18 protein-coding genes are annotated in these 20,330 nt (G+C 71.2%); 9 read left to right on the forward strand and 9 right to left on the reverse strand.

Features of this window, described 5'->3' with window-relative positions; all coding sequences use genetic code 11:
- Positions 1-5 precede the first annotated feature (5 nt).
- Positions 6-1,364 (reverse strand): LLM class flavin-dependent oxidoreductase, encoded by a 1,359-nt coding sequence (locus LX12_RS11220; protein WP_253654649.1) that lies wholly within the window; start codon positions 1,362-1,364, stop codon positions 6-8.
- 189 nt (positions 1,365-1,553) lie between these two features.
- Between LX12_RS11220 and LX12_RS11225 the strand changes: the two genes are divergently transcribed.
- Both LX12_RS11225 and LX12_RS11230 read left to right on the forward strand, forming a co-directional pair.
- Complete coding sequence (locus tag LX12_RS11225; RefSeq protein ID WP_253654650.1) at positions 1,554-3,224, forward strand: GMC oxidoreductase; 1,671 nt, start codon at positions 1,554-1,556, stop codon at positions 3,222-3,224.
- Positions 3,225-3,267: 43 nt separating this feature from the next.
- On the forward strand, positions 3,268-4,089 hold the full coding sequence (locus tag LX12_RS11230) for a crotonase/enoyl-CoA hydratase family protein (protein ID WP_253654651.1): 822 nt from the start codon (positions 3,268-3,270) through the stop codon (positions 4,087-4,089).
- A gap of 28 nt (positions 4,090-4,117) precedes the next feature.
- On the opposite strand, the gene LX12_RS11235 is transcribed toward LX12_RS11230, so the two are convergent.
- Positions 4,118-4,810: a hypothetical protein gene (locus tag LX12_RS11235; protein ID WP_253654652.1), complete on the reverse strand. Its 693-nt coding sequence runs from the start codon at positions 4,808-4,810 to the stop codon at positions 4,118-4,120.
- Between the two features lie 30 nt (positions 4,811-4,840).
- Positions 4,841-6,007 carry a DoxX family protein gene (locus LX12_RS22245; protein WP_253654653.1) on the reverse strand — a complete coding sequence of 389 codons (1,167 nt, stop codon included), beginning with the start codon at positions 6,005-6,007 and terminating at the stop codon, positions 4,841-4,843.
- 78 nt (positions 6,008-6,085) lie between these two features.
- On the opposite strand from LX12_RS22245, the gene LX12_RS11245 reads away from it, so the two are divergent.
- Complete coding sequence (locus tag LX12_RS11245; RefSeq protein ID WP_253654654.1) at positions 6,086-7,222, forward strand: PQQ-dependent sugar dehydrogenase; 1,137 nt, start codon at positions 6,086-6,088, stop codon at positions 7,220-7,222.
- A gap of 253 nt (positions 7,223-7,475) precedes the next feature.
- On the opposite strand, the gene LX12_RS11250 is transcribed toward LX12_RS11245, so the two are convergent.
- The 3 genes from LX12_RS11250 to gatB all read right to left on the reverse strand — a co-directional run bounded on the left by LX12_RS11250 (position 7,476) and on the right by gatB (position 11,106).
- The gene (locus LX12_RS11250) at positions 7,476-9,113 is read right to left on the reverse strand and encodes a monocarboxylic acid transporter (RefSeq protein ID WP_253654655.1); all 1,638 of its coding nucleotides are present in this window, start codon (positions 9,111-9,113) and stop codon (positions 7,476-7,478) included.
- Entirely contained in the window at positions 9,110-9,484 is a 375-nt protein-coding gene (locus LX12_RS11255) for a DUF485 domain-containing protein (RefSeq protein ID WP_253654656.1), read from the reverse strand. The genes LX12_RS11250 and LX12_RS11255 overlap by 4 nt, the downstream gene beginning before the upstream one ends.
- Positions 9,485-9,603: 119 nt before the next feature.
- Positions 9,604-11,106 (reverse strand): Asp-tRNA(Asn)/Glu-tRNA(Gln) amidotransferase subunit GatB, encoded by a 1,503-nt coding sequence (gene gatB, locus LX12_RS11260; RefSeq protein WP_253654657.1) that lies wholly within the window; start codon positions 11,104-11,106, stop codon positions 9,604-9,606.
- A 155-nt stretch (positions 11,107-11,261) separates the two neighbouring features.
- On the opposite strand from gatB, the gene LX12_RS11265 reads away from it, so the two are divergent.
- Both LX12_RS11265 and LX12_RS11270 read left to right on the forward strand, forming a co-directional pair.
- Positions 11,262-13,466: a S53 family peptidase gene (locus LX12_RS11265; protein ID WP_253654658.1), complete on the forward strand. Its 2,205-nt coding sequence runs from the start codon at positions 11,262-11,264 to the stop codon at positions 13,464-13,466.
- 106 nt (positions 13,467-13,572) lie between these two features.
- Positions 13,573-13,785, forward strand: a complete 213-nt coding sequence (locus LX12_RS11270; RefSeq protein WP_253654659.1) for a PspC domain-containing protein — start codon at positions 13,573-13,575, stop codon at positions 13,783-13,785.
- A gap of 8 nt (positions 13,786-13,793) precedes the next feature.
- On the opposite strand, the gene LX12_RS11275 is transcribed toward LX12_RS11270, so the two are convergent.
- Entirely contained in the window at positions 13,794-14,825 is a 1,032-nt protein-coding gene (locus LX12_RS11275; RefSeq protein ID WP_253654660.1) for a 6-phosphofructokinase, read from the reverse strand.
- A gap of 110 nt (positions 14,826-14,935) precedes the next feature.
- Between LX12_RS11275 and LX12_RS11280 the strand changes: the two genes are divergently transcribed.
- From LX12_RS11280 to LX12_RS11290, 3 genes are all read left to right on the forward strand, one after another.
- Complete coding sequence (locus LX12_RS11280; RefSeq protein ID WP_253654661.1) at positions 14,936-15,808, forward strand: hypothetical protein; 873 nt, start codon at positions 14,936-14,938, stop codon at positions 15,806-15,808.
- Between the two features lie 68 nt (positions 15,809-15,876).
- On the forward strand, positions 15,877-16,968 hold the full coding sequence (locus tag LX12_RS11285) for an NAD(P)H-dependent amine dehydrogenase family protein (protein ID WP_253654662.1): 1,092 nt from the start codon (positions 15,877-15,879) through the stop codon (positions 16,966-16,968).
- 45 nt (positions 16,969-17,013) lie between these two features.
- A complete protein-coding gene (locus LX12_RS11290) occupies positions 17,014-17,745 on the forward strand; it encodes an SDR family oxidoreductase (RefSeq protein ID WP_253654663.1) in 732 nt (243 codons plus the stop codon).
- Between the two features lie 25 nt (positions 17,746-17,770).
- On the opposite strand, the gene gatA is transcribed toward LX12_RS11290, so the two are convergent.
- Both gatA and gatC read right to left on the reverse strand, forming a co-directional pair.
- Positions 17,771-19,261, reverse strand: coding sequence for an Asp-tRNA(Asn)/Glu-tRNA(Gln) amidotransferase subunit GatA (gene gatA / locus LX12_RS11295; RefSeq protein ID WP_253654664.1), 1,491 nt, complete (start codon positions 19,259-19,261; stop codon positions 17,771-17,773).
- On the reverse strand, positions 19,258-19,557 hold the full coding sequence (gene gatC, locus LX12_RS11300; protein WP_253654665.1) for an Asp-tRNA(Asn)/Glu-tRNA(Gln) amidotransferase subunit GatC: 300 nt from the start codon (positions 19,555-19,557) through the stop codon (positions 19,258-19,260). The genes gatA and gatC overlap by 4 nt, the downstream gene beginning before the upstream one ends.
- A gap of 101 nt (positions 19,558-19,658) precedes the next feature.
- Here gatC and LX12_RS11305 point away from each other — a divergent pair, with 101 nt between their 5' ends.
- The gene (locus LX12_RS11305) at positions 19,659-20,327 is read left to right on the forward strand and encodes an ACT domain-containing protein (RefSeq protein WP_253655084.1); all 669 of its coding nucleotides are present in this window, start codon (positions 19,659-19,661) and stop codon (positions 20,325-20,327) included.
- The last annotated feature ends 3 nt before the right edge of the window (positions 20,328-20,330 follow it).

Raw genomic sequence — 20,330 nt, forward strand, 5'->3', positions numbered from 1 at the left:
CGAGATCACCCCGCGGACACCAGTCCCCGGGCGCGTTCGTCGTCGGCGACGGGGTCGAGGTCGAGGTGGCCCCGCAGCGTGTCCGCGGTGTACTCGGTGCGGAAGAGCCCGCGGCGACGCAGCTCGGGGACCACGTAGTCGACGAAGTCGTCGAAGGTGCCCGGTGACTGGGCCGCGGACAGGATGTAGCCGTCGGCCTCACCCCCGGTGAAGCCGGCCTCGATCTGGTCGGCGATGTCGGAGGCGGTCCCGACAAACTGCGGCAGGAGCACGCCCTGGGCGTAGAGCTTCCCGATGTCCCGCAGGGTCAGGTTGTCCCGCTGGGACAGTCGGCGGGCGACGTCGAACAGGCCCTGGGTGCCCTGCACCTCGACCTGCTCGACGGGGGCGTCCAGGTCGTGCTGCGAGAAGTCGTGATCGGTGTGCACCGACAGCGTGATCAGACCCGAGATCGGGTCGGCCAGCTCGTTGTGGAAGGCCTGCTTCTCGCGGGCGATCGACTCGGTCTCCCCGACGAACGGGACGAACGACGGCAGGATCTTCACGTCCTCGGGACGCCGCCCGAGGTTCACCGCGCGCGACTTCACGTCGTCGTAGTAGGCCCGCCGGCCCTCGGCCGTCGGGTCGATCTCGAAGATGGCCTCCGCCCACCGCGCGGCGAAGTCCTTGCCCTTGTCCGACGCCCCGGCCTGGATGAGGACAGGACGCCCCTGCGGTGAGCGCGGGACGTTCAACGGTCCACGGACGCTGAAGAACTCGCCGTCGTGGTCGATCGGGCGGACCTTCTCGGGATTGGCGAACAGCCCCGACGCCCGGTCCTGGACGAGCGCGTCGCGCTCCCAGCTCGACCACAGCTCCAGCGCGGTCTCGACGAACTCGGTCGCGCGGACGTACCGCTGGTCGTGCGGGAGGTGTTCGGCGAAGCCGAAGTTGACCGCCTCGGCCTGCGACAACGACGTGACGATGTTCCACGCGACGCGGCCACGGGAGATGTGGTCGAGGCTCGCGAACGTCCGCGCCACCTCGTAGGGGTGGAAATAGGTGGTGGACTTGGTGATCGCGATGCCGAGGTTGCGGGTGACGGCGGAGATCGACGCGGCGACGACCGTGGGGTCGAGCGTGGCGGTCGCCTGTGTCCCCCGACTGATCGACACGTCGAGCCCCGACCCGAAACGCGTCGGCGACGCGAGCAGGTCGGCGAAGAACACGAAGTCGAAGGTGCCGCGCTCCAGGGTGCGGCCGATGCGGTGGTAGTACTCCGGCGTGAGGAAGCCCGGGTCGGTGCCGGGATGACGCCAGGCGGCGTGCGAATGCGTGACGTGGGAGGCGATCTGGAAGCCACCGAGGTGGAGTTGGCGAGGCATGCGGGCAGTTCTACGGACGGATCGGACGCGCACCCAGGCTTGCGCTCACGACAATCCCAACGACCCCGGGGTGTCGTACACTTCTCCGCGCCGCACCAGGGAGGGGAGTGCGGCACATCGGTCGGCCTGGGGAGGCGATCGGTGTGGGTCCCACGGGACCGGCACGTCAGCTCGGGGGGAAATCACGGCATGGATCGCCGCACGTTCATGAAGTTGTCCGCTGTCGGCGTGGCGGGTCTCGCGATCCCGCCGGCGCTCGCCACGGCAGCCGCAGGTCAGTCCGCCGCGGCGCCGGCTGCCCGCGGCCGGTACGAACAGCTGGTCCCGGAGATCTTCCGGCCGGTGCCCGCACCACCGCAGCACTCCGAGGCCATCGTCGTCGGTTCCGGGTTCGGCGGCGCGGTCAGCGCACTCCGCCTCGCCGAGGCGGGCATCCAGACCACGGTCCTCGAGCGCGGGTCGCGCTGGCCGCACGATCCGCGGCGCGAGGTGTTCGGCTCCGACGGCCGCCAGTACTGGCACGCACAGCGGTCGATCGCCGAGCACTCCCTGGCGTCGTCACTCGCACTCCCCGCATACGGATTCGCCGCGGCCGCGATGGCCGGTATCGACGACTTCGGCGGCCTGTTCGAGGTCAGCTGGCACCGCAACGCCGCGCTCATGTGTGCCGCGGCGGTCGGTGGCGGCTCGACGGTGTACATCGGGATCACCGTCGAACCCGAACGCACCCCTTTCGACGAGGTGTTCCGCGGCGTCGTCGACTACGACGAGATGCACCGGCAGTGGTACCCGAAGGCCCTCGCGGGACTGGGCGCGACGATCATCCCGCCGGACGTGTTGGCCGACAGACACTTCGACAACGTCCGCGACTTCGAGCGCGTGGCACGCGCGGCCGGCTACGCCCCACATCTGGTGCCGGGCAACTGGAACTGGGACATCGTGCGCGACGAGATCGCCGGGCGCGCCCGGGCGGAGTCCATCGTCTCGTCGGCGACGAACTCCAACGGCTCGTTGCACTCGCTGCAGTTCTCCTACCTCCCCCGCGCGGAGGCGACCGGCAAGGCCACCATCCATCCACGGCACCAGGTGACCGGCATCCACGTCGAGAAGTCGGGACGCTACGTCGTCGAGGTCGAGTACCTCAGCCCGTACGGGGACGTCCTCGCACGCCGGGTGCTCACCACCGACCGCCTGGTCCTCGCCGCGGGCTCGCTGGGCACCAACCGACTGCTGGTCACCGCGCGCGAGACCGGCACGCTGCCCGACCTGAACGAGGCCATCGGCACGGGATGGGGCAACAACGGCAACGCCAACATCGACGTCGCCGTCGGCAACGCCCGCAAGGGCCCACAGTCGGCCGTCGGCGCGTCCTGCTTCTACGACACCGACGGCCCGTTCGCGCGCGTCGTCGTCAACAACACCTACAGCCTGGGTCCTCTCGATCAGGTGGCCGCCGCGGCCGGCGTCTCGGCGTTCAAGACCGGCATCACCTCCGTCGACGAGACCCGCGGCGCGTTCCGCTACGACCGCGCCTCGAAGAACGTGGTGCTGCACTGGCCGGCGGGAGGCAACGGGGCGGTCGAGGCGAACTCGCTGCGGATCGGCCACCGACTCGCCGAGCGGTCGGGCCTGCCCGTGAACGGTGTCCTCTACGAACCGGACCTCTTCTGGGCGCACATGTGCGGTGGCGCCTCGCTCGGCGCGGGCACCGACACGCACGGTCGGGTGAAGGGCTACCGGAACCTCTACGTCGCCGACGGTGCGCTGCTGCCGGGATCGTCGGGGGCCTCGAACCCGTCGCTGACCATCACCGCGCTGGCCGAACGGAACATGGCCGCGATCATCGCCGCGGGCGGCTGAGCCGAGGCCCAGCGTCTCGTCGTCGATGCCCTAGGCTGCCGACATGACCGACTGGCGCGCCTTCTCCGTCGACATCTCCGATCACGTCGCCGAGGTGACGCTGCTCGGCCCGGCCAAGGGCAACGCCATGGGCCGCGACTTCTGGCGCGAGCTGCCGGAGGTCTTCGCCGGGCTGAACGCGGACGACTCCGTGCGGGCGGTGGTCCTGGCCGGGTCGGGCAAGCACTTCTCCTTCGGTCTCGACCTCGCCGAGATGGGCAGCGAGTTCGCGCCGCTGCTCGCCGACCGCGCGCTCGCCGGGCCGCGCAGCCGGTTCCACACCCTCATCGAGTCGATGCAGGCCTCGGTGACCGCCGTCGCCGAGAGCCGCGTGCCCGTCGTCGCCGCGATCCAGGGCTGGTGCATCGGTGGCGGCGTCGACCTCATCGCCGCCGCCGACATCCGGTACGCCAGCGCCGACGCGCAGTTCAGCGTCCGCGAGGCAAAGGTCGGCATCGTCGCCGACATCGGGTCGCTGCAGCGTCTGCCCGCCATCATCGGCGAGGGCAACCTGCGGGAACTGGCCTACACCGGCAAGGACATCGACGCGCAGCGAGCCCTGCGGATCGGGCTGGTGAACGACGTCCTCGACGACGCCGAGGCCGCGCTGGCCGCCGCGCGCGCCACCGCTGCCGAGATCGCCGCGAACCCGCCGCGCGTGGTGGAGGGCGTGAAGAACGTCCTCGACCACCCGCGCCGCGGCCCCGTCGCCGACGGCCTGCGCTATGTCGCCGCGTGGAACTCCGCGTTCCTGCCCTCGCACGATCTCACCGAGGGCATCACCGCCGTCTTCGAGAAGCGTCCGCCGGTCTACAAGGGCGAATGAGCGCTCAGCGCCCGCGACGGATGAGCGCTCAGCGTTCGAGTTCGCCCGCGACCCGTCGTTCGAGCTGGGCGTAGACCACCGCGGGGAGGGTGACCAGACCCTCGAGCTCATCGAGAGCCCGCTTGTAGGCCGACTGCCGCTCCTGCGGCGTCGCGCCGGTGTCCATCGCCAGGCGCAGCAGGCTCTGCGCGCGGGTCAGACGCGACTGCTCCTCGGCGCTGAAATCGCCCCGACGACGCCGCTTCGCCTCCGACTCGGCCGCGTCGAACGCCACCGCGTAGTCGTGCACCGCGGTCCGGTAGGCCGTCTGCGCGTCGGTGTCCCCGACGATGTCGGCCGCCGCCGACGGTCGCAGTGAGTCCGCCTCCCGACGCGCACGGTGGAACGCCACGGTCAGCGGCTCACGCATGTTCGTCATCATCGGGAACTCGAGCAGGGACACGACGTCGGTCTCGTAGGCGAACCACCGGCCGTCGACGGTGTCGTGTTCGGTCATCAGCCGGGTGATGGCGCGCGTCTGCGCCTCCGCGTCCACCCGGGTCTTGCCCGCCGCCTCCGCCGCCGCGATCTTCGCCTGCTGCTTGAGGCGGTAGCGCTCCTGGCGCCGCTGCGCCCGGCGCTCGTTGGCCGCACCGATCGCACGGAACCCGCCGAAGATCGTGCCGCTGAACGGGAACACCAGCCACCAGTAGTTGCCGAGGACGTGGAGGACGTCGTTCATCGGCCCGGCCTGCTGTTCACCCCCGCCAGGCTAGCCAGACGTGGGGTTGCCCGGCGAGTGGAACGGGTTGGTGCCGTTGAGCAGGATCCAGATGGCCACCGGCGCGGCGATCCCGATCACCAACCACGCGACCGACCCGACGAACGGTCGTGTCGCCCATCCCCGTCCGAAGTCGAGCGAGATCCGCCCGGGGCCGGTGAGGATGATCACGGCCGCCGCGATGCCGAGGAAGACCTCGTACTCGATGCCCGGACCGGCCTGCCCCGACGCGAAGAACCACACCCCGCCGGCGAGGGTCGCCTTGTACGTGGCGGCGATGATCATCACGCCGAGCACCGCGGCACCGGCGATCGGGGTGAGCAGCCCGAGCACCAGCATCAGTCCGCCGAGCGACTCCGACAGCGCACCGACGATGGCCAACGGCTTCGTCGCGTCGCCGCGGAACCCGATGTCGGGGTTGGGGTTGTTGGCGAGGAACGCCTCGAAGCCGCTCAGGCGCGGACCGTTCCACCACCCGAACAGCTTCTGCGCGCCGTGGGCCATCGCGATGAGACCCACCGCGACACGCAGGGCGAGCAGTCCGAGGTCTGTGGTGCCGCGTCGGGCGGCAGCCTGCGCCGCGGCCAACTCGTCCTCGTCGACGCGGGCGACGCGGTCACGGTCACGATCCCGGTCCCGCCCCCGGCGCAGTCCCCGCCTCGTCGCCGGCGTCTCGTCGAACTTCTCGGTCCGATCGTCGGCCCACCGATCGTCGTCACGGTCGGCGAGGTCGTCGTCGGCGAGCTCGGGCAGGTCGTCGTCGGCCCCGAGATCGCGCTCGGAGTAGGCCATGGTGCGGCTGTCGTCGTCGAACGCGGCGCGGCGGTTGTGTTCGCGGTGGAACGCGTCGCGGTCGATCGCGGTGGTCGGGGGTGCCGACTCCGCGGCCGTGCTGTCGGCACTCGACGCGGAACGGTCGGCGGCCGGGGTGGCGACGGTCGGGGTGGCATCCGCGTCCGAGTCGGCATCGGACCCCGGGCGACGGTACGGCTGATACCCGACGACACCGGACTCGTCGGCGGTGCCGTCACCGGAGGCCGGCTCGTCGCGGCTCGAGCGGTCGCGGTCGGCGAGATCGCGCGGCACACGGAAGGTCTCGGTCGGCTCGTCGTACGGGCTGGCGCCCTGGGCGCGGGGATCCCGTTCTCGTTCGCTCACGGAGCTCACCCTAGGCGCCGGATGGGCCCCGGACGCGGACGCCGAGGGAGTGTCCGTCGATCACCTACCCTGGGGCGCATGCCGGTCCGTCCCGGACGCGCACGCGTCACACTCGCCGCGGTGGGTGCCGTGGTGCTGATGCTGACCGCGGGCTGCGCCGACTTCGGCGCCCAAGACCGCGAACGAGCCGCCGGGCCGTTCAGCTCCGAGACGCTCACCCCCGCCGCACCGTCGCCGACCGAACCGTCGCAGCCGCCGACGAGTGACGGCCCGCCGCCGAGCGGACCCTGCGTCGACCCCGACCCCGCGGTCATCGCCACCTGTCTCGACGCCACCAGCTCGGTCATGGTCGGCGACGACCAGGGCGAGTCGACGATCGTGGCCGAGCGCACCACCGGAAAGATCATCCTGACCGCGCGCAACGCCCCGAAGAAGGTCGTGGCGCAGTTCGACGTCGACGCCTCGGGGGACGGCGGACTGCTCGACTTCGCGATGTCACCCACCTACGACCAGGACCGGCTCGTCTACGCCCTCGTGTCCACGGCCGGCGACAACCGCGTCGTGCGCATCGCCCCCGGAGACGTCGCCAAGCCGATCCTCACCGGGATCCCGCGCGCCGCGACGGGCAACGTCGGGTCGATCCGCTTCCGTTCGCCGGGCGAGCTGTTGGTGGCGACGGGCAGTACCGGGGACCCGGCCGCTGCCGCCGACCCGAGCTCGCTGGCCGGGAAGTTGCTGTCGGTGACGGACCTGGACTCCGGGTCGACGGCACGCCCCCGCATCCTGGCGTCGGGGCTGGGGACGAACGCCACCATCTGCGCGAACGTGTCGAGCGGTCGGCTGTACCTGACCGACCGCGCACCCACCGCCGACCGGCTCCAGATCATCGACCCGTCGGGCGGGCTGCGTCCGCTGTGGACCTGGCCCGACCGCCCGGGGGTGTCGGGGTGCGCGGCCGCCGGCGGGAGTGTCCTGGTGTCCGAGGCCGGACGGCAGCGGGTGGAGTTGCTCGGGGAGCCGACGCGGCAGAACCCGACGGTCACTCCCCCGGTGACGGTGCTCGAGCGCCGCTACGGGGTGCTCGGACGGATGGACGCGACGCCGTCGGGGCTGTTCCAGGTGGGGACGCTGAACAAGCAGTCGGGACGGCCCGTCGCCACCGACGACCGCGTCGTCCGCTTCCTCCCGCCGAACGGTTCACAGAGCCGGGTCTGAGCGGCGACTCCCCTAGCCGAGCCTGCCCACACCCACCGCCGAGCGGGCAGTCGATGTCGTCGAGCGTGCACTCGATCTCGCCGAGCGTGCAGTTGTCGGCTTGTCGAAGGGATCTGGTGCACGGTCGGCGAGGCGTTTCGGCACGCTGGGCGGCCATCATCGGCACGGTCGGCGAGGTGCTTTGGCACGGTCGACGCGGCGTTTCGGCACGGTCGGCGCGGTGTTCCGGCACGGTCGGCGAGGGACCGTCGCGTCAGTGGGTGATGGCCTTCTCGGCGCCGACACCGGTGAGGGAGCGCACCTCCATCTCGGCCTGCCGGGCACGGTCCTCGGTGTCCGACGACGTCCAGGTACCGATCGCCCCGGCCAGGAACGCGAGCGGGATGGACACGATGCCGGGGTTGGACAGCGGGAACCAGGCGATGTCGATGCTGGTGATCATCGCCGTCGACGACCCCGTGACGGCCGGCGAGAACACGATGAGCACGACCGTCGAGATCAGACCGCCGTACATGCTCCACAGCGCACCGCGGGTGGTGAACCGCCGCCAGAACAGCGAGTACAGGATCGTCGGGAGGTTCGCCGCCGCGGCGACGGCGAACGCCAGCGCGACGAGGAACGCGATGTTCTGTCCGTTGGCGAGGATGCCGAGGCCGATCGCGACCAGCCCGATCACCACCGCGGCGACGCGGGAGACCCGGACCTGTTCCTTCTCGTCGACGTCCCCCTTCTTGATGACCGACGCGTAGATGTCGTGGGCGAACGACGCGGACGCCGTGATGGTCAGCCCTGCGACCACGGCCAGGATCGTCGCGAACGCCACCGCCGAGATGATGCCGAGCAGGATCACCCCGCCGAGCTCGAACGCCAGCAGCGGCGCGGCCGCGTTCTGCCCGCCGGCCGCGGCCAGGATGCGGTCGGGCCCGACGATCGCCGCGGCGCCGTACCCGAGCACCAGCGTGAAGAGGTAGAACGCGCCGATGAGCGCGATCGCCCACACCACGCTGCGCCGCGCGTCGCGGGCGGTCGGCACCGTGTAGAACCGCATCAGCACATGCGGCAGGCCCGCGGTGCCGAGCACCAGGGCGAGACCCAGCGACACGAAGTTCAGCTGACTCTGCCACGACCCGCCGTACTGGGCACCCGGCGCGAGAACGTCACGGGCGGCGACCTTCTCCGACGACGACCCCGCGACCATCGACTGCGCGTCGGCGAGCATCCCGGAGAAGTCGAAGCCGAACTTCACCAGCACCATGACCGTCATCAGTGCAGCGCCCGCGATCAGCAGGGCCGCCTTGATGATCTGCACCCAGGTGGTGCCCTTCATGCCGCCGACGAGGACGTAGACGATCATCAACACCCCGACGACGGCGATGACGACCGACTGCCCGGCGCGGTCGGAGATGTCGAGCAGCAGCGCGACGAGACCGCCCGCACCGGCCATCTGCGCGAGCAGGTAGAACAACGACACCGCCAGCGTCGTGACCGCCGCCGCCGTGCGGACGGGCCGCTCGCGCAGTCGGAAGCTGAGCACGTCGGCCATCGTGAACTTGCCTGTGTTGCGGAGCATCTCGGCCACGAGCAGCAGTGCGACCAGCCAGGCGACGAGGAATCCGATCGAGTACAGGAACCCGTCGTAGCCGTAGACCGCGATGGCCCCGGCGATGCCGAGGAAGCTGGCCGCCGACAGGTAGTCGCCGGCGATCGCGACGCCGTTCTGCGGACCGGAGAACGCACGACCGCCGGTGAAGAAGTCCGCCGCGGTGGCGTTGTTGCGGCTCGCGCGCACGACCACCACGAGGGTGACGACGACGAACAGTCCGAAGATGGCGATGTTGGCCGCGGGGTTGCCGACGGTCTCGCCGGCCGCGGTGATCAGGGTGTCGCTCATCGGGTGCCCTCCATCTGCTCGCGGATCGCCGTCGCGCGCGGATCGATCTCCCGGTTGGCGTAGCGGACGTACAGACCCGTGATGAGGAAGGTCGTGACGAACTGCGCGAGCCCCAGCAGCAGCCCGATGTTGACGGTGCCGGCGACCTGCGTCGCCATGAAGTCGTGCGCGTAGGCGCCGAGCAGCACATAGGCGAGGTACCAGGTCAGGAAGGCCACCGCCATCGGGAAGACGAACCTGCGCAGTCGGTGCTTGAGCTCGGCGAACTCCGGGCTCGCCTGGACGGCGACGAACTCCTCGGGCGTGGGGACATGGGGGACGTGCGGGTCCGGCTCGCCGGTCGGGCGCGCGGACTGCGTCTCGCTGGACATCGTTCTCCTCCGATTCGACCGTGTGGGTCGGATCGGACGCTAGCGGCAACGACGGTCACGAAGGGGACGAATGCGACATTTCGTGTTCGGGCCGTGCCCTACCGGACGGTAGCCGTCGATCAGCTGCAGGCAGCGATGACGAGTTCTTTCACTCGCGCCGGATCTGCTTGTCCGCGTGTGGCTTTCATGACATCACCGACGATCTTGCCCGCCGCGGCGACCTTGCCGCCACGGATCTTCTCGGCGATGTCGGGGTTCGCTGCGAGCGCCTCGTCGACCGCCTTCTGCAGCGCGGAGTCGTCGCGGACGACCTCCAGCCCCCGGTCGGCGACGATCTGCGCGGGCTCGCCCTCGCCGTCGAGGACTGCCACGGCGACCTGCTGGGCGAGCTTCGTCGTCAGCTTCCCCTCGTCGACGAGCGCGACGATCTCGGCGACCTGCCCGGGTGTGATGGCGAGTCCGTCGAGTTCGACGCCACGCGTGTTGGCCTGCTGCGCGAGGAAACTCACCCACCACCCGCGTGCGGCCTCGGGACTCGCACCGGCGTCGACGGTCGCGATCACGAGGTCCACGGCACCGACGTTCACGAGGTCACGCATGACCTCGTCGGAGACGCCCCACTCGGACTGGATGCGCGCGCGACGCACCCACGGCAGCTCCGGCAGGGTCCCGCGCAGGCTCTCGATCCAGTCGGCGTCGGGGCGGACGGGGGCCAGGTCGGGTTCGGGGAAGTAGCGGTAGTCCTCGGCGGTCTCCTTGCGTCGACCGGCCGAGGTGGTGCCGTCGGACTCGTGGAAGTGCCGCGTCTCCTGGACGATCTCGCCGCCGGCGGCCAGGATCGCCGCCTGTCGCCGCATCTCGTACCGGACGGCGACCTCGACGCTCTTCAGCGAGTTGACGTTCTTGGTCTCGGTCCGGGTCCCGAACTCGGTCGCGTCCTTGCGCATCAGCGACACGTTCGCGTCGCACCGCAGTGAGCCCTGGTCCATCCGGACGTCGGAGACGCCGGTGGCGCGCAACAGATCCCGCAACGCGGTCACGTACGCGCGGGCGACCTCCGGTGCACGCTCACCAGCGCCCTCGATGGGCCGCGTGACGATCTCGACCAGGGGCACACCGGCGCGGTTGTAGTCGAGCAGGGAGTGACTCGCGCCGTGGATCCGGCCGCTGCCGCCGATGTGCAGCGACTTGCCGGTGTCCTCCTCCATGTGCGCGCGCTCGATCTCGACGCGCCAGGTGGTCCCGTCGCCCAGCACCACGTCGAGATGCCCGTCGTACGCGATCGGCTCGTCGTACTGCGAGATCTGGTAGTTCTTCGGCTGGTCGGGATAGAAGTAGTTCTTGCGGGCGAACTGGCTCGACGGCCGGATGGAGCAGTTCAGGGCCAGGCCGATCCGGATGGCCGACTCGATGGCCGCGGCGTTCGCGACCGGCAGCGATCCCGGCAGGCCGATGCAGACCGGGCACACCTGGGTGTTGGGCTCGGCCCCGAACGCGGTGGGGCACCCGCAGAACATCTTGGTGCGCGTGCCGAGTTCGACGTGGACCTCGAGGCCCATCACGGGGTCGAACCCGGCCACGACGTCGTCGTAGTCCATCAGGTCGGCGGTGGGCGCGGTCATCCCGCCAGTTTAGGTGCCGCCGCCCACCGCGCCGATTCGGACCTTCCGGTCTTTACCCAGAGAAATGACCTCGTGCGTGATGGACTTCTCCGAACGCCGGCCGCGGGGGTTGGCCGAGTCGAACGGGGGACGCGATGCGGGCAGCCGTCATGCGGATGACGAGCGGGAGGACCGTCGCAGCGGTCGTCGGGGCGGCGATCCTCGCCACCGGCGTGACCACCGCCGCGACACACGACCACACCCGGACGACGCTGCCCACGAGCGTCCCCGGATGGGCCCACCCCGCCGCGCTCGTGGGCTCGGCCCCGGTCGACGAGACCGTGCACGCCCGGGTCTACCTGCCCTGGCGTGACCCCGCCGGGCTCGCCGCGCTCACCCGGGCGGTGAGCACACCGGGCAGCGTCGGGTACGGACGGTTCCTCACCCCGGCACAGTTCCGCGAGCGGTTCGCGCCGAGCCCGTCCGACGTGGCGCGGGTCCGGGACTGGGTGCGGCGCGGTGGCCTCCGCGTCGTCGAGACCTCCGACGACGGCCAGTACGTCGCCGTCGAGGGCACGGTGGCACAGGCGCAGCGGACCTTCTCGACCACGCTCGGCCGCTACCACGCCTTCGGCACCACGCTGCGCGCGCCCGAGACCGCACCGTCGGTGCCGGCGTCACTCGCCCACGTGGTCAGCGCGATCGTCGGCCTCGACGACGGCACGCAGGCCCGGCCCCTCGCCTCGCCTCCGAACGAGACCCCGTCGGGTGTCACGCCGGCGAAGGTCGCCGACCCCGGCGTCGGGTTCCGGCAGGGCACACCGTGTTCCACCTCCTGGGGCGAGAAGACCGTCACCCTGCCGCAGCCGATCGCGGGCAGCACCGAGAAGCCGCTCGCGCCGTGCGGGTACACACCCGCCCAGGTGCGGGGGCTCTACGGACTGGGCAGCGGCGACACCGGTGCCGGACAGACCGTCGCCTTCGTCGGCGCCAACGCGTCCCCCACGATCGTCGCCGACGTCACCCAGTACTCCCGGCTGCACAACCTGCCCGATCCGCAGATCAGCCAGATGGTGCCGCCGGGCATCTACCAGCGACCGACGACGCCGAAGAACGACCCCGGCTCCTTCTTCGGGGAGCAGACGCTCGACGCCGAGGCGATCCACACGACGGCGCCGGGCGCGAAGCTGCTCTACGTCGCGTCGTCCAACGCGGGTCAGGACTTCGACCGCAGCGTGAAATTCGTCGTCGACAGGCACCTCGCCCCGATCCTGTCGATCTCGTACGGGTTCTCCGGCGAGACCGTCCCGCAGGGGTTCGTGAACAGCCTGAACGCGATCTTCGCGCAGGCCGTGGCGACCGGCGTCGGCGTCTTCGTGTCCAGCGGCGACGACGGCGACAACGCGAGCACGCTGGGGAAGACGGCCGTCGACTTCTACGCCAACACCCCGAACGTCACCGCCGTCGGCGGCACGTCGGCCGCGATCGTCCGCGGATCGGGCGGTTCGGTGTTCACCCCGGGCGGCGCGCCGGCCGCGGTCCCCGCGCAGTCGTCGGTGTCCGGTGGCGGGATCTACGGCATCGACGATCCGAACAACGCTGTGAACAAGCCCGGTTGGACGCGGGCGTTCGAGGTGGGCTGGCAGACCGGCGTCACCGCCGCGACGGGGACGCTGAGTCCCGCGCCCACCGGGACGGCTCCGCCCACCGCGACGCGGTACACCTTCGCCGGGACCCTCGACCCCGGCGCGCCCGCCTTCGGCGGTGGCGGTGGTGGCGGCGTCAGCGCGGTCTTCCCCCAGCCGAGCTACCAGCAGGGCATCACCGACTCCGCCCGCGACGGCTCGTCGGGGGCCGCGGGCACGACCGGCCGCGCGGTTCCCGACATCTCCGCCCTCGCCGACCCGAACACCGGCTTCCTCGTCGGACAGACCCAGCGCTTCCCCGACGGCACCTACTACGACGAGTACCGCATCGGTGGCACGTCGTTGGCCGCGCCGCTCATCGCGGGGATGGCGGCGGTGGCGAACCAGCGGGCGGGACGCGATCTCGGGTTCCTCAACCCGCGGATCTACGCCGTGTACCGCCAGGCGGCGGGCACGCTGTACGACGTCGACGCGGCCGACCTGTCGAGCTCGGCCGAGTTCGGCAGCACCCCGGCGGTGTTCCGCGTGAACTTCACCGACGGTGTGTCCGCGGCGGGTGGCCGGACCTACAGCGTTCGCACCCTGGAGACGGCGAACCAGAGCCTGCGGTCGGTGCGCGGGTACGACACCGCGACCGGCGTCGGGACCCCACGCGACCCGACGTTCCTGTCGGCCCTCGGGACCGTGACCCCGCTGCCGTTCACCCCCGACTCGAAGTCACCGAAGGTGCGCTGACGGCTCCGGGCCGATCCCCGGGTGAACCCTGATGCCGCCGCCGGCGGGCGTGTCTACCGTCGGCGGGACGCGGCCGAGAAGCGGCCACCGTCCCCTCAGGAGCGTCATGAACCAGCCCGCGTACGGCTCACAGGTCCCCCAGCGCCGACTGCGCAGGTCGTCCACCGACAAGTGGTTCGGCGGCGTGTGCGGCGGACTCGCGCAACGATTCGGGCTCAGCAGCGGCCTGGTGCGCCTGCTGTTCGTCCTGTCGATCGTGCTCCCCGGCCCGCAGGTGCTGATCTATCTGCTGCTGTGGGTCGTGATCCCCCGCGGCTGAGGATCTCCTCACCCGAAGATGATCCGCACCTCCTGGTACTGATCCATCGGGACCGACTTGTGGGCGGCCAGCGCCTCGTCGAACGCGACGCGGACGATGTCGGTGCCGCGCAGCGCGACCATCTTCCCCCAGTCGCGGTCGGCCACCATGTCGGTCACCGCCATACCCAGCCGGGTCGCGAGCACGCGGTCGAACCCCGTGGGTGACCCGCCCCGCTGGATGTGACCGAGAACGGTTGCGCGCGTCTCGATCCCGGTGCGGCTCTCGATCATCGGCGCCAGCACCTCCGCGATCCCGCCGAGGCGGGGGCGGTTGAACCCGTCGAGTCCCTTCGTCGAGTGCGCCTCGTCCATGTCCGGCAGACGGAATCCCTCGGCGACGACGACCATCGGGGACCGACCGCGGTTCTGCACACTGCTCACCCACGCGCAGATCTGGTCGAGGCTCTCCGGCTGCTCGGGGATGAGGATCGCGTGCGCGCCCCCGGCGATCCCCGAGTACAGGGCGATCCACCCGGCGTGCCGCCCCATCACCTCGAGCACCATGCAGCGCTTGTGGGAGTTGCCGGTGGTGCGCAACCGGTCGATGGCCTCGGTGGCGATCTCGACGGCCGTGTCGAAGCCGAACGTGTAGTCGGTCGCGTCGAGGTCGTTGTCGATGGTCTTCGGCACGCCGACGATGTTCACGCCCTCGCCGTGCAGTCGCTTCGACGCCGACGCGGTGCCCTCGCCCCCGATGGCGATGACGCCGTCGAGCGAGAGATCGGCGATGGTGCGCCGGACCGCGTCGATCCCGCCGTTCGGCTCCGAGTACGGGCCGACGCGACTCGTGCCGAGAATGGTGCCGCCCTCGTGGGAGAGACCGCGGACGGAACTGCGGTCCAGCGGCATGACGTCGTTCTCGATCAACCCGCGCCACCCGTCGCGGAAGCCGAAGAACTGCTGACCGTGGACGGTCTCCCCCTTGAGCACGGCCCCGCGGATCACCGCGTTGAGGCCGGGGCAGTCCCCGCCCGAGGTCAGGATGCCGAACCTGGTCACGTCGTGGCCGTCCTTCCGGTGGCGGTGTGGTCCACCCAAACCTAGGTAACGCGCCGTGACCCTGCTCGCCTCGCGGGCCTCCGATGCCAGTGGACGCGTAACCTCGACCGGTGCGAGACGGCAGAGTGCAACGCGTGCGGTTGCGGCTGTGGCGTGCCCTCACCGTCGCGCTCATGATCGCCGCGGGCCTGGTGGTCGCCTCGGTCGCGACCACCGCGTCCGCGCAGAGCACCGTCCCGACCACGGACTCGTCCGCGGTGGTCGACGCCTCCGGCGCCACGGTCTCGGGCGGTCCCGCGCTCCCCCGCGACGCCGGCCGCGGCACCCCGACGGGACGGGCGATCGCCGCGCTCGTCGGACCGGACCCCCGCTCGGCCACCCCCCTCGTCCCGGCCGGGTTCGCCGAGGCGATGGGCTACGTGCCCGTGGTCGACGACGGCGTGCCCGCGAACCCGTTCGGGGGTTGCTCGTCGCCGATCGCGTTGCCCGCCGCCTTCGACGCGCCGTGCAAGACCCACGACCTCGGCTACGACCTGCTGCGGTTCAGCGCGCTCACCGGCACCGTCCAGGGTCCGTGGGCGCGCGAGGCACTCGACGCCCAGCTCGTCCGGCGGGTCGACGCGGAGTGCGCCGTCGGGGACGAGACGTGCCGCACCGCAGCCGAACTCGTGCGCGCCGGCGTGCGTACCAACTCGCACCGTCAGGACGAGGGCGTCCCGGTGGTCGAGACACCCGCGCAGATCGCCCGCTCCGTGGTCCGGCTGCTCTGGATACCGGTGGAGCGGGTCGCCGACGCCGTGGGGACGCCCGCCGGCCGGGCGATCACCGCCGCAGTGCTGGTCTGGGCGCTGGTGGGGGTGTGGCGCGGTTCCCGGGGGCCGTCGGGCGGGCTGCCGACCCTGCCGCCGGTGCCACCGCTGCCCCACCTGCGACGGCCTCGGACCGGCCTCACGACTCGACGGACGACCACGACGAGGGCTTGACCGATCACGTGTCTGGACTAGTGTCTAGGCGGATGACCACTGCGGTCGTCGCGTGAGGAGGTCCTGCGATGACGCTGCGCGTCGCACACGTCGGCACGGGCAACGTCGGACGACTGGCGTTGCGTCAGCTCATCGGGGATCCGAGGTTCGACCTCGTCGCGCTCGGTGTGTCGACGGCGGAGAAGGTGGGACGCGACGCCGGTCAGCTCGCCGGCCTCGGCATCACCACCGGCGTCGTCGCCACCGAGGGACTCGACGCGGTCGTCGCCGCCCGACCGGACGCGGTGGTCTACTGCGCGATGGGCGACACCCGGATGGGCGAGGCGACCAAGGACTGCCAACGGCTGCTCGAGGCCGGGCTGAACGTCGTCGGATCGGCGCCGGTGTCGTTCCAGTACCCGTGGCAGATCATGCCGGACGCGCTCATCGACCGGATCGACACCGCGGGTCGCGAGCACGGCGTCAGCATCTACGTCACCGGCGTCGACCCGGGCTTCGCCACCGACCTGCTGCCCATCGCGTTGGCGAGCACATGCCAGGACGTCCAGTCGATCCGGTGCATGGAGATCGCCGACTACGCGACCTACGACGGCGCCGAGGTGATCTACGACGTCATGGGGTTCGGCACCCCCGTCGACGAGCCACCCCTGTTCCTGCAACCCGGGATCCTCGCGCTGGCTTGGGGTTCGGCCATCCGGATGCTCGGGGACGCGCTCGGTGTCACCGTCGACGAGATCGTCGACCACAACGAACGAGAGCCCGCACCCGAGGACTTCGCGATCGCCGCGGGCACCATCCGCGCCGGCACCACCGCGGCGATCCGGTTCGAGATCCGCGGGATGGTGGCCGGCGAGCCGGTGATCGTGGTCGAGCACGTCACCCGACTGCGACCGGATCTGCGTCCCGACTGGGCGCAGTCCGCGCAGCCCGGTGGGTCCTACCGGGTCGAGATCACCGGCGAACCCTCGTACGTCGTCGACATCTGCCCCACCAGCGCCCACGGCGACCACAACCACGCCGCGATCGTCGCCGCGGCCGGACGGATCGTGAACGCGATCCCCGCCGTCGTCGACGCCGAGCCCGGTCTGCGGACCACCCTCGACCTGCCGCTCGTCATGAGCCGCGGTGTCGTGCGGCCACCGACGGCCCTGGCGCACTGACCATCTCGAGCACCGCCGGGATCCACCACCAGAAGGGATACAGACATGGGACGCGTCGACGGCAAGGTCGTCCTGATCAGTGGCGGGGCCCGCGGGATGGGGGCCGCGCACGCACGCGCACTGGTCGCCGAGGGCGCGCGGGTCGTGCTCGGGGACATCCTCGACGAGGAGGGTGCCGCGCTGGCGACCGAGATCGGTGGCGCGGCACGGTATGTGCACCTCGACGTCACCCAGCCCGACCAGTGGACGGACGCCGTGGCCGCCGCGTCCGAGACGTTCGGGTCGCTGACCGGTCTGGTCAACAACGCGGGCATCGTCAACGGCTCGACACTGCAGAAGTTCAAACTCGAGAAGTGGCAGCAGATCCTCGACGTCAACCTCACCGGCACGTTCCTCGGGATGCGGGCCGCGGCCGACGCGATGATCGCGGCCGGCGGCGGGTCCATCGTGAACGTGTCGTCGGTGGAGGGCCTGCAGGGAAGCCCCTGGGCGCACGGCTACGTCGCGTCCAAATGGGCGGTCCGCGGCATCACCAAGTCGGCGGCGCTCGAGCTGGCGGCGCAGAACGTCCGGGTGAACTCGATCCACCCCGGCTTGATCCGCACCCCGATGACCGAGGGCATCCCCGACGGCATGCTGAAGATCCCGATGAACCGGTCCGCCGACCCGTCCGAGGTCGCCGCGTTCATCGTCTTCCTGATGAGCGACGAGTCGAGCTACGCCACGGGCACCGAGTTCGTCATGGACGGCGGGCTCACCGCGGGGACCATTGCCTGAGCGCCGATCCTCGACCCGTCCGGCCTCAGCCGATCGCGCCGCGCGCCGCCTCGTAGGCCGCGCCCACGCGGTACAGACGGTCGTCGGCCTGCGCCGGCGCCATGATCTGCAGGCCCACCGGGAGACCGTCGTCGGACGACAGCCCCGACGGGACGCTCATCGCGCAGTTCCCCGCCAGGTTCACCGGCAGGGTGCACAGGTCGAAGAGGTACATCGCCAGCGGGTCGTCCACCTTCTCCCCCAACGGGAACGCGGTGGTCGGCGTCGTCGGCGACACCAGGACGTCGACGTCGGCGAAGGCCTTCTCGAAGTCCCGGGCGATCAGGGTGCGCACGCGCAGAGCCTGCCCGTAGTACTGGTCGTAGTAGCCCGACGACAGCGCGTACGTCCCGATCATGATGCGCCGCTTGACCTCCGGGCCGAAGCCGGCAGCACGCGTGAGCGCCATGACCTCCTCGGCGGAGTGGGAGCCGTCGTCCCCGACACGCAGGCCGTAGCGCATGGCGTCGAAGCGCGCGAGGTTCGAGCTGACCTCCGAGGGCAGGATCAGGTAGTAGGCGCCGAGCGCGTAGGTGAAGTGCGGGCACGACACCTCGACGATCTCCGCGCCGCGCGCCGACAGCTGCTCGACCGCCGCGGTGAACGACGCGAGCACGCCGGGCTGGTACCCCTCCCCCGACAGCTCGCGGACGATGCCTACCTTGACACCCGACAGGTCGCCCTCGGCACCCGCGCGGGCGGCGCCGACGACGTCGGGTATCGGGGCGTCGATCGACGTCGAGTCCCGCGGGTCGTGCCCGGCGATCACCTGGTGCAGCAGAGCGGTGTCGAGAACGGTCCGCGCGCAGGGGCCGCCCTGGTCGAGCGAGGACGCGCACGCGACGAGGCCGTAGCGCGAGACGGTCCCGTAGGTGGGCTTTACACCGACGGTGGCGGTGACCGCGGCGGGCTGTCGCACCGACCCGCCGGTGTCGGTGCCGATCGCCAACGGCGCCTGGTACGACGCGAGCGCCGCGGCGCTGCCACCGCCCGAGCCGCCGGGGATCCGATCGGTGTCCCAGGGGTTGCGGGTGAGCTGATAGGCCGAGTTCTCGGTCGAGCTGCCCATGGCGAACTCGTCCATGTTGGTCTTGCCCAGGATGGGGATGCCGGCCTTCCGCAACCGACGGGTCACCGTCGCGTCGTAGGGCGGCACCCAGCCCTCGAGGATCTTGGAGCCGCACGTCGTCGGGGCGTCGGTGGTGGTGAAGACGTCCTTCAGTGCGATCGGCACACCGGCCAACGGTGACACCGGCGCGTCCCCGGCGGCGATGGCGTCGTCGACGGCCCGGGCCGCGGAGAGCGCCGCGTCGGCACCGACGTGCAGGAAGGCACCCAGATCGCCGTCGATCTCGGCGATCTGGTCGAGGTGGGCTCGCGTCACCTCCACCGAGGACACCTCGCGCGAGTGGATGCGCTGCGCGAGCGTCGCGGCGTCGAGACCGGTGATCTCGCCGGCCGGTCGGATGGCGGTCACTGCTCCTCACCCAGGATCTGCGGGACGGCGAACCGCTCCTGCTCCACCGCGGGCGCGCCCGACAGCGCCTCGTCGGGGGTGAGGCCGGGCACCGGCTCATCGGGACGGAGCACGTTGGCCAGACCCGCCGGGTGGGCGGTGCCGTCGGTGTCGGTGACGTCGACCTCGGAGATCTGGGCGACGTGCGTGAGGATCGAGTCGATCTGACCCGCGAACTGGTCGAGCTCGTCGTCGCTCAACGCCAGCCGCGACAGCCGCGCCAGGTGGGCGACCTCGTCCCGGGATATCGCAGACACGCCAGGTTCCCTTCTCACGTGGAGTGGAGTACCCGACAACCCTAGTGGGCCGGCCGTCGCGGCCGGCCGGCGGACGGCGGGCGCACCGCTCGGGTGGGACACTGTCCGGCGTGTCGTATCTGTTGCGGGTCTACCTGCAGGACCGACCCGGCAGCCTGGGTCTGCTGGCGGTCTCGTTGGGTTCGGTGGGTGCCGACATCCTCTCGCTCGACGTCGTCGAACGCGGCGAGGGCTACGCGGTCGACGACATCGTCGTCGAGGTCGCGCGGGGATCGCTGCCGGACACCCTGATCACGGCGGCCGAGAACATCGACGGCGTCCGCGTGGACTCGATCCGGCCCTACACCGGGGTCCTCGAGACCCACCGCGAGCTCGAGCTCGTCGACGAGATCGCCCGCGCGACCGGCGCCGCACGCATGCAGGTCCTCGTCGACCTCGCGCCGCGCGTCCTGCGCGTGTCGTGGGCGATGGTCGTCGGGCCCGGAGCCGGTGGCGTGGTCCAGCTGTTCGGCAGTTCGAGCGCCCCCGAGACGCCGCTCGGTGACGTCGACTGGCTCCCGGTGACCGAGCCGGTGCAGCTCGACCCCGACGCGCCGTGGGTGCCGGAGCCGTGGCGCGACATCGACACGCGGATGGCGGCCGCCCCGATCGGCGCGGCGTCGAAGGCGTTGCTGCTCGGCCGGTCCGGTGGCCCCGACTTCCGCCCGTCGGAACTCGCCCGCGTGGGCTATCTCACGCGCATCGTGACCACGGTCCTCGCCACCAGCTGACGC

The sequence above is a fragment of the Williamsia serinedens genome (genome assembly GCF_024171725.1).
GTDB lineage: Bacteria > Actinomycetota > Actinomycetes > Mycobacteriales > Mycobacteriaceae > Williamsia_A > Williamsia_A serinedens.

Coding starts and splice junctions, on each gene's coding strand:
- LX12_RS11225 (WP_253654650.1), top strand. CDS start 1,554: ATGGATCGCCGCACGTTCATGAAGTTGTCCGCTGTCGGCGTGGCGGGT.
- LX12_RS11255 (WP_253654656.1), bottom strand. CDS start 9,484: ATGTCCAGCGAGACGCAGTCCGCGCGCCCGACCGGCGAGCCGGACCCG.
- LX12_RS11290 (WP_253654663.1), top strand. CDS start 17,014: ATGGGACGCGTCGACGGCAAGGTCGTCCTGATCAGTGGCGGGGCCCGC.
- LX12_RS11285 (WP_253654662.1), top strand. CDS start 15,877: ATGACGCTGCGCGTCGCACACGTCGGCACGGGCAACGTCGGACGACTG.
- LX12_RS11250 (WP_253654655.1), bottom strand. CDS start 9,113: ATGAGCGACACCCTGATCACCGCGGCCGGCGAGACCGTCGGCAACCCC.
- LX12_RS11235 (WP_253654652.1), bottom strand. CDS start 4,810: ATGAACGACGTCCTCCACGTCCTCGGCAACTACTGGTGGCTGGTGTTC.
- LX12_RS11220 (WP_253654649.1), bottom strand. CDS start 1,364: ATGCCTCGCCAACTCCACCTCGGTGGCTTCCAGATCGCCTCCCACGTC.
- LX12_RS11265 (WP_253654658.1), top strand. CDS start 11,262: ATGACGAGCGGGAGGACCGTCGCAGCGGTCGTCGGGGCGGCGATCCTC.
- LX12_RS11245 (WP_253654654.1), top strand. CDS start 6,086: ATGCCGGTCCGTCCCGGACGCGCACGCGTCACACTCGCCGCGGTGGGT.
- gatB (WP_253654657.1), bottom strand. CDS start 11,106: ATGACCGCGCCCACCGCCGACCTGATGGACTACGACGACGTCGTGGCC.
- LX12_RS11270 (WP_253654659.1), top strand. CDS start 13,573: ATGAACCAGCCCGCGTACGGCTCACAGGTCCCCCAGCGCCGACTGCGC.
- LX12_RS11230 (WP_253654651.1), top strand. CDS start 3,268: ATGACCGACTGGCGCGCCTTCTCCGTCGACATCTCCGATCACGTCGCC.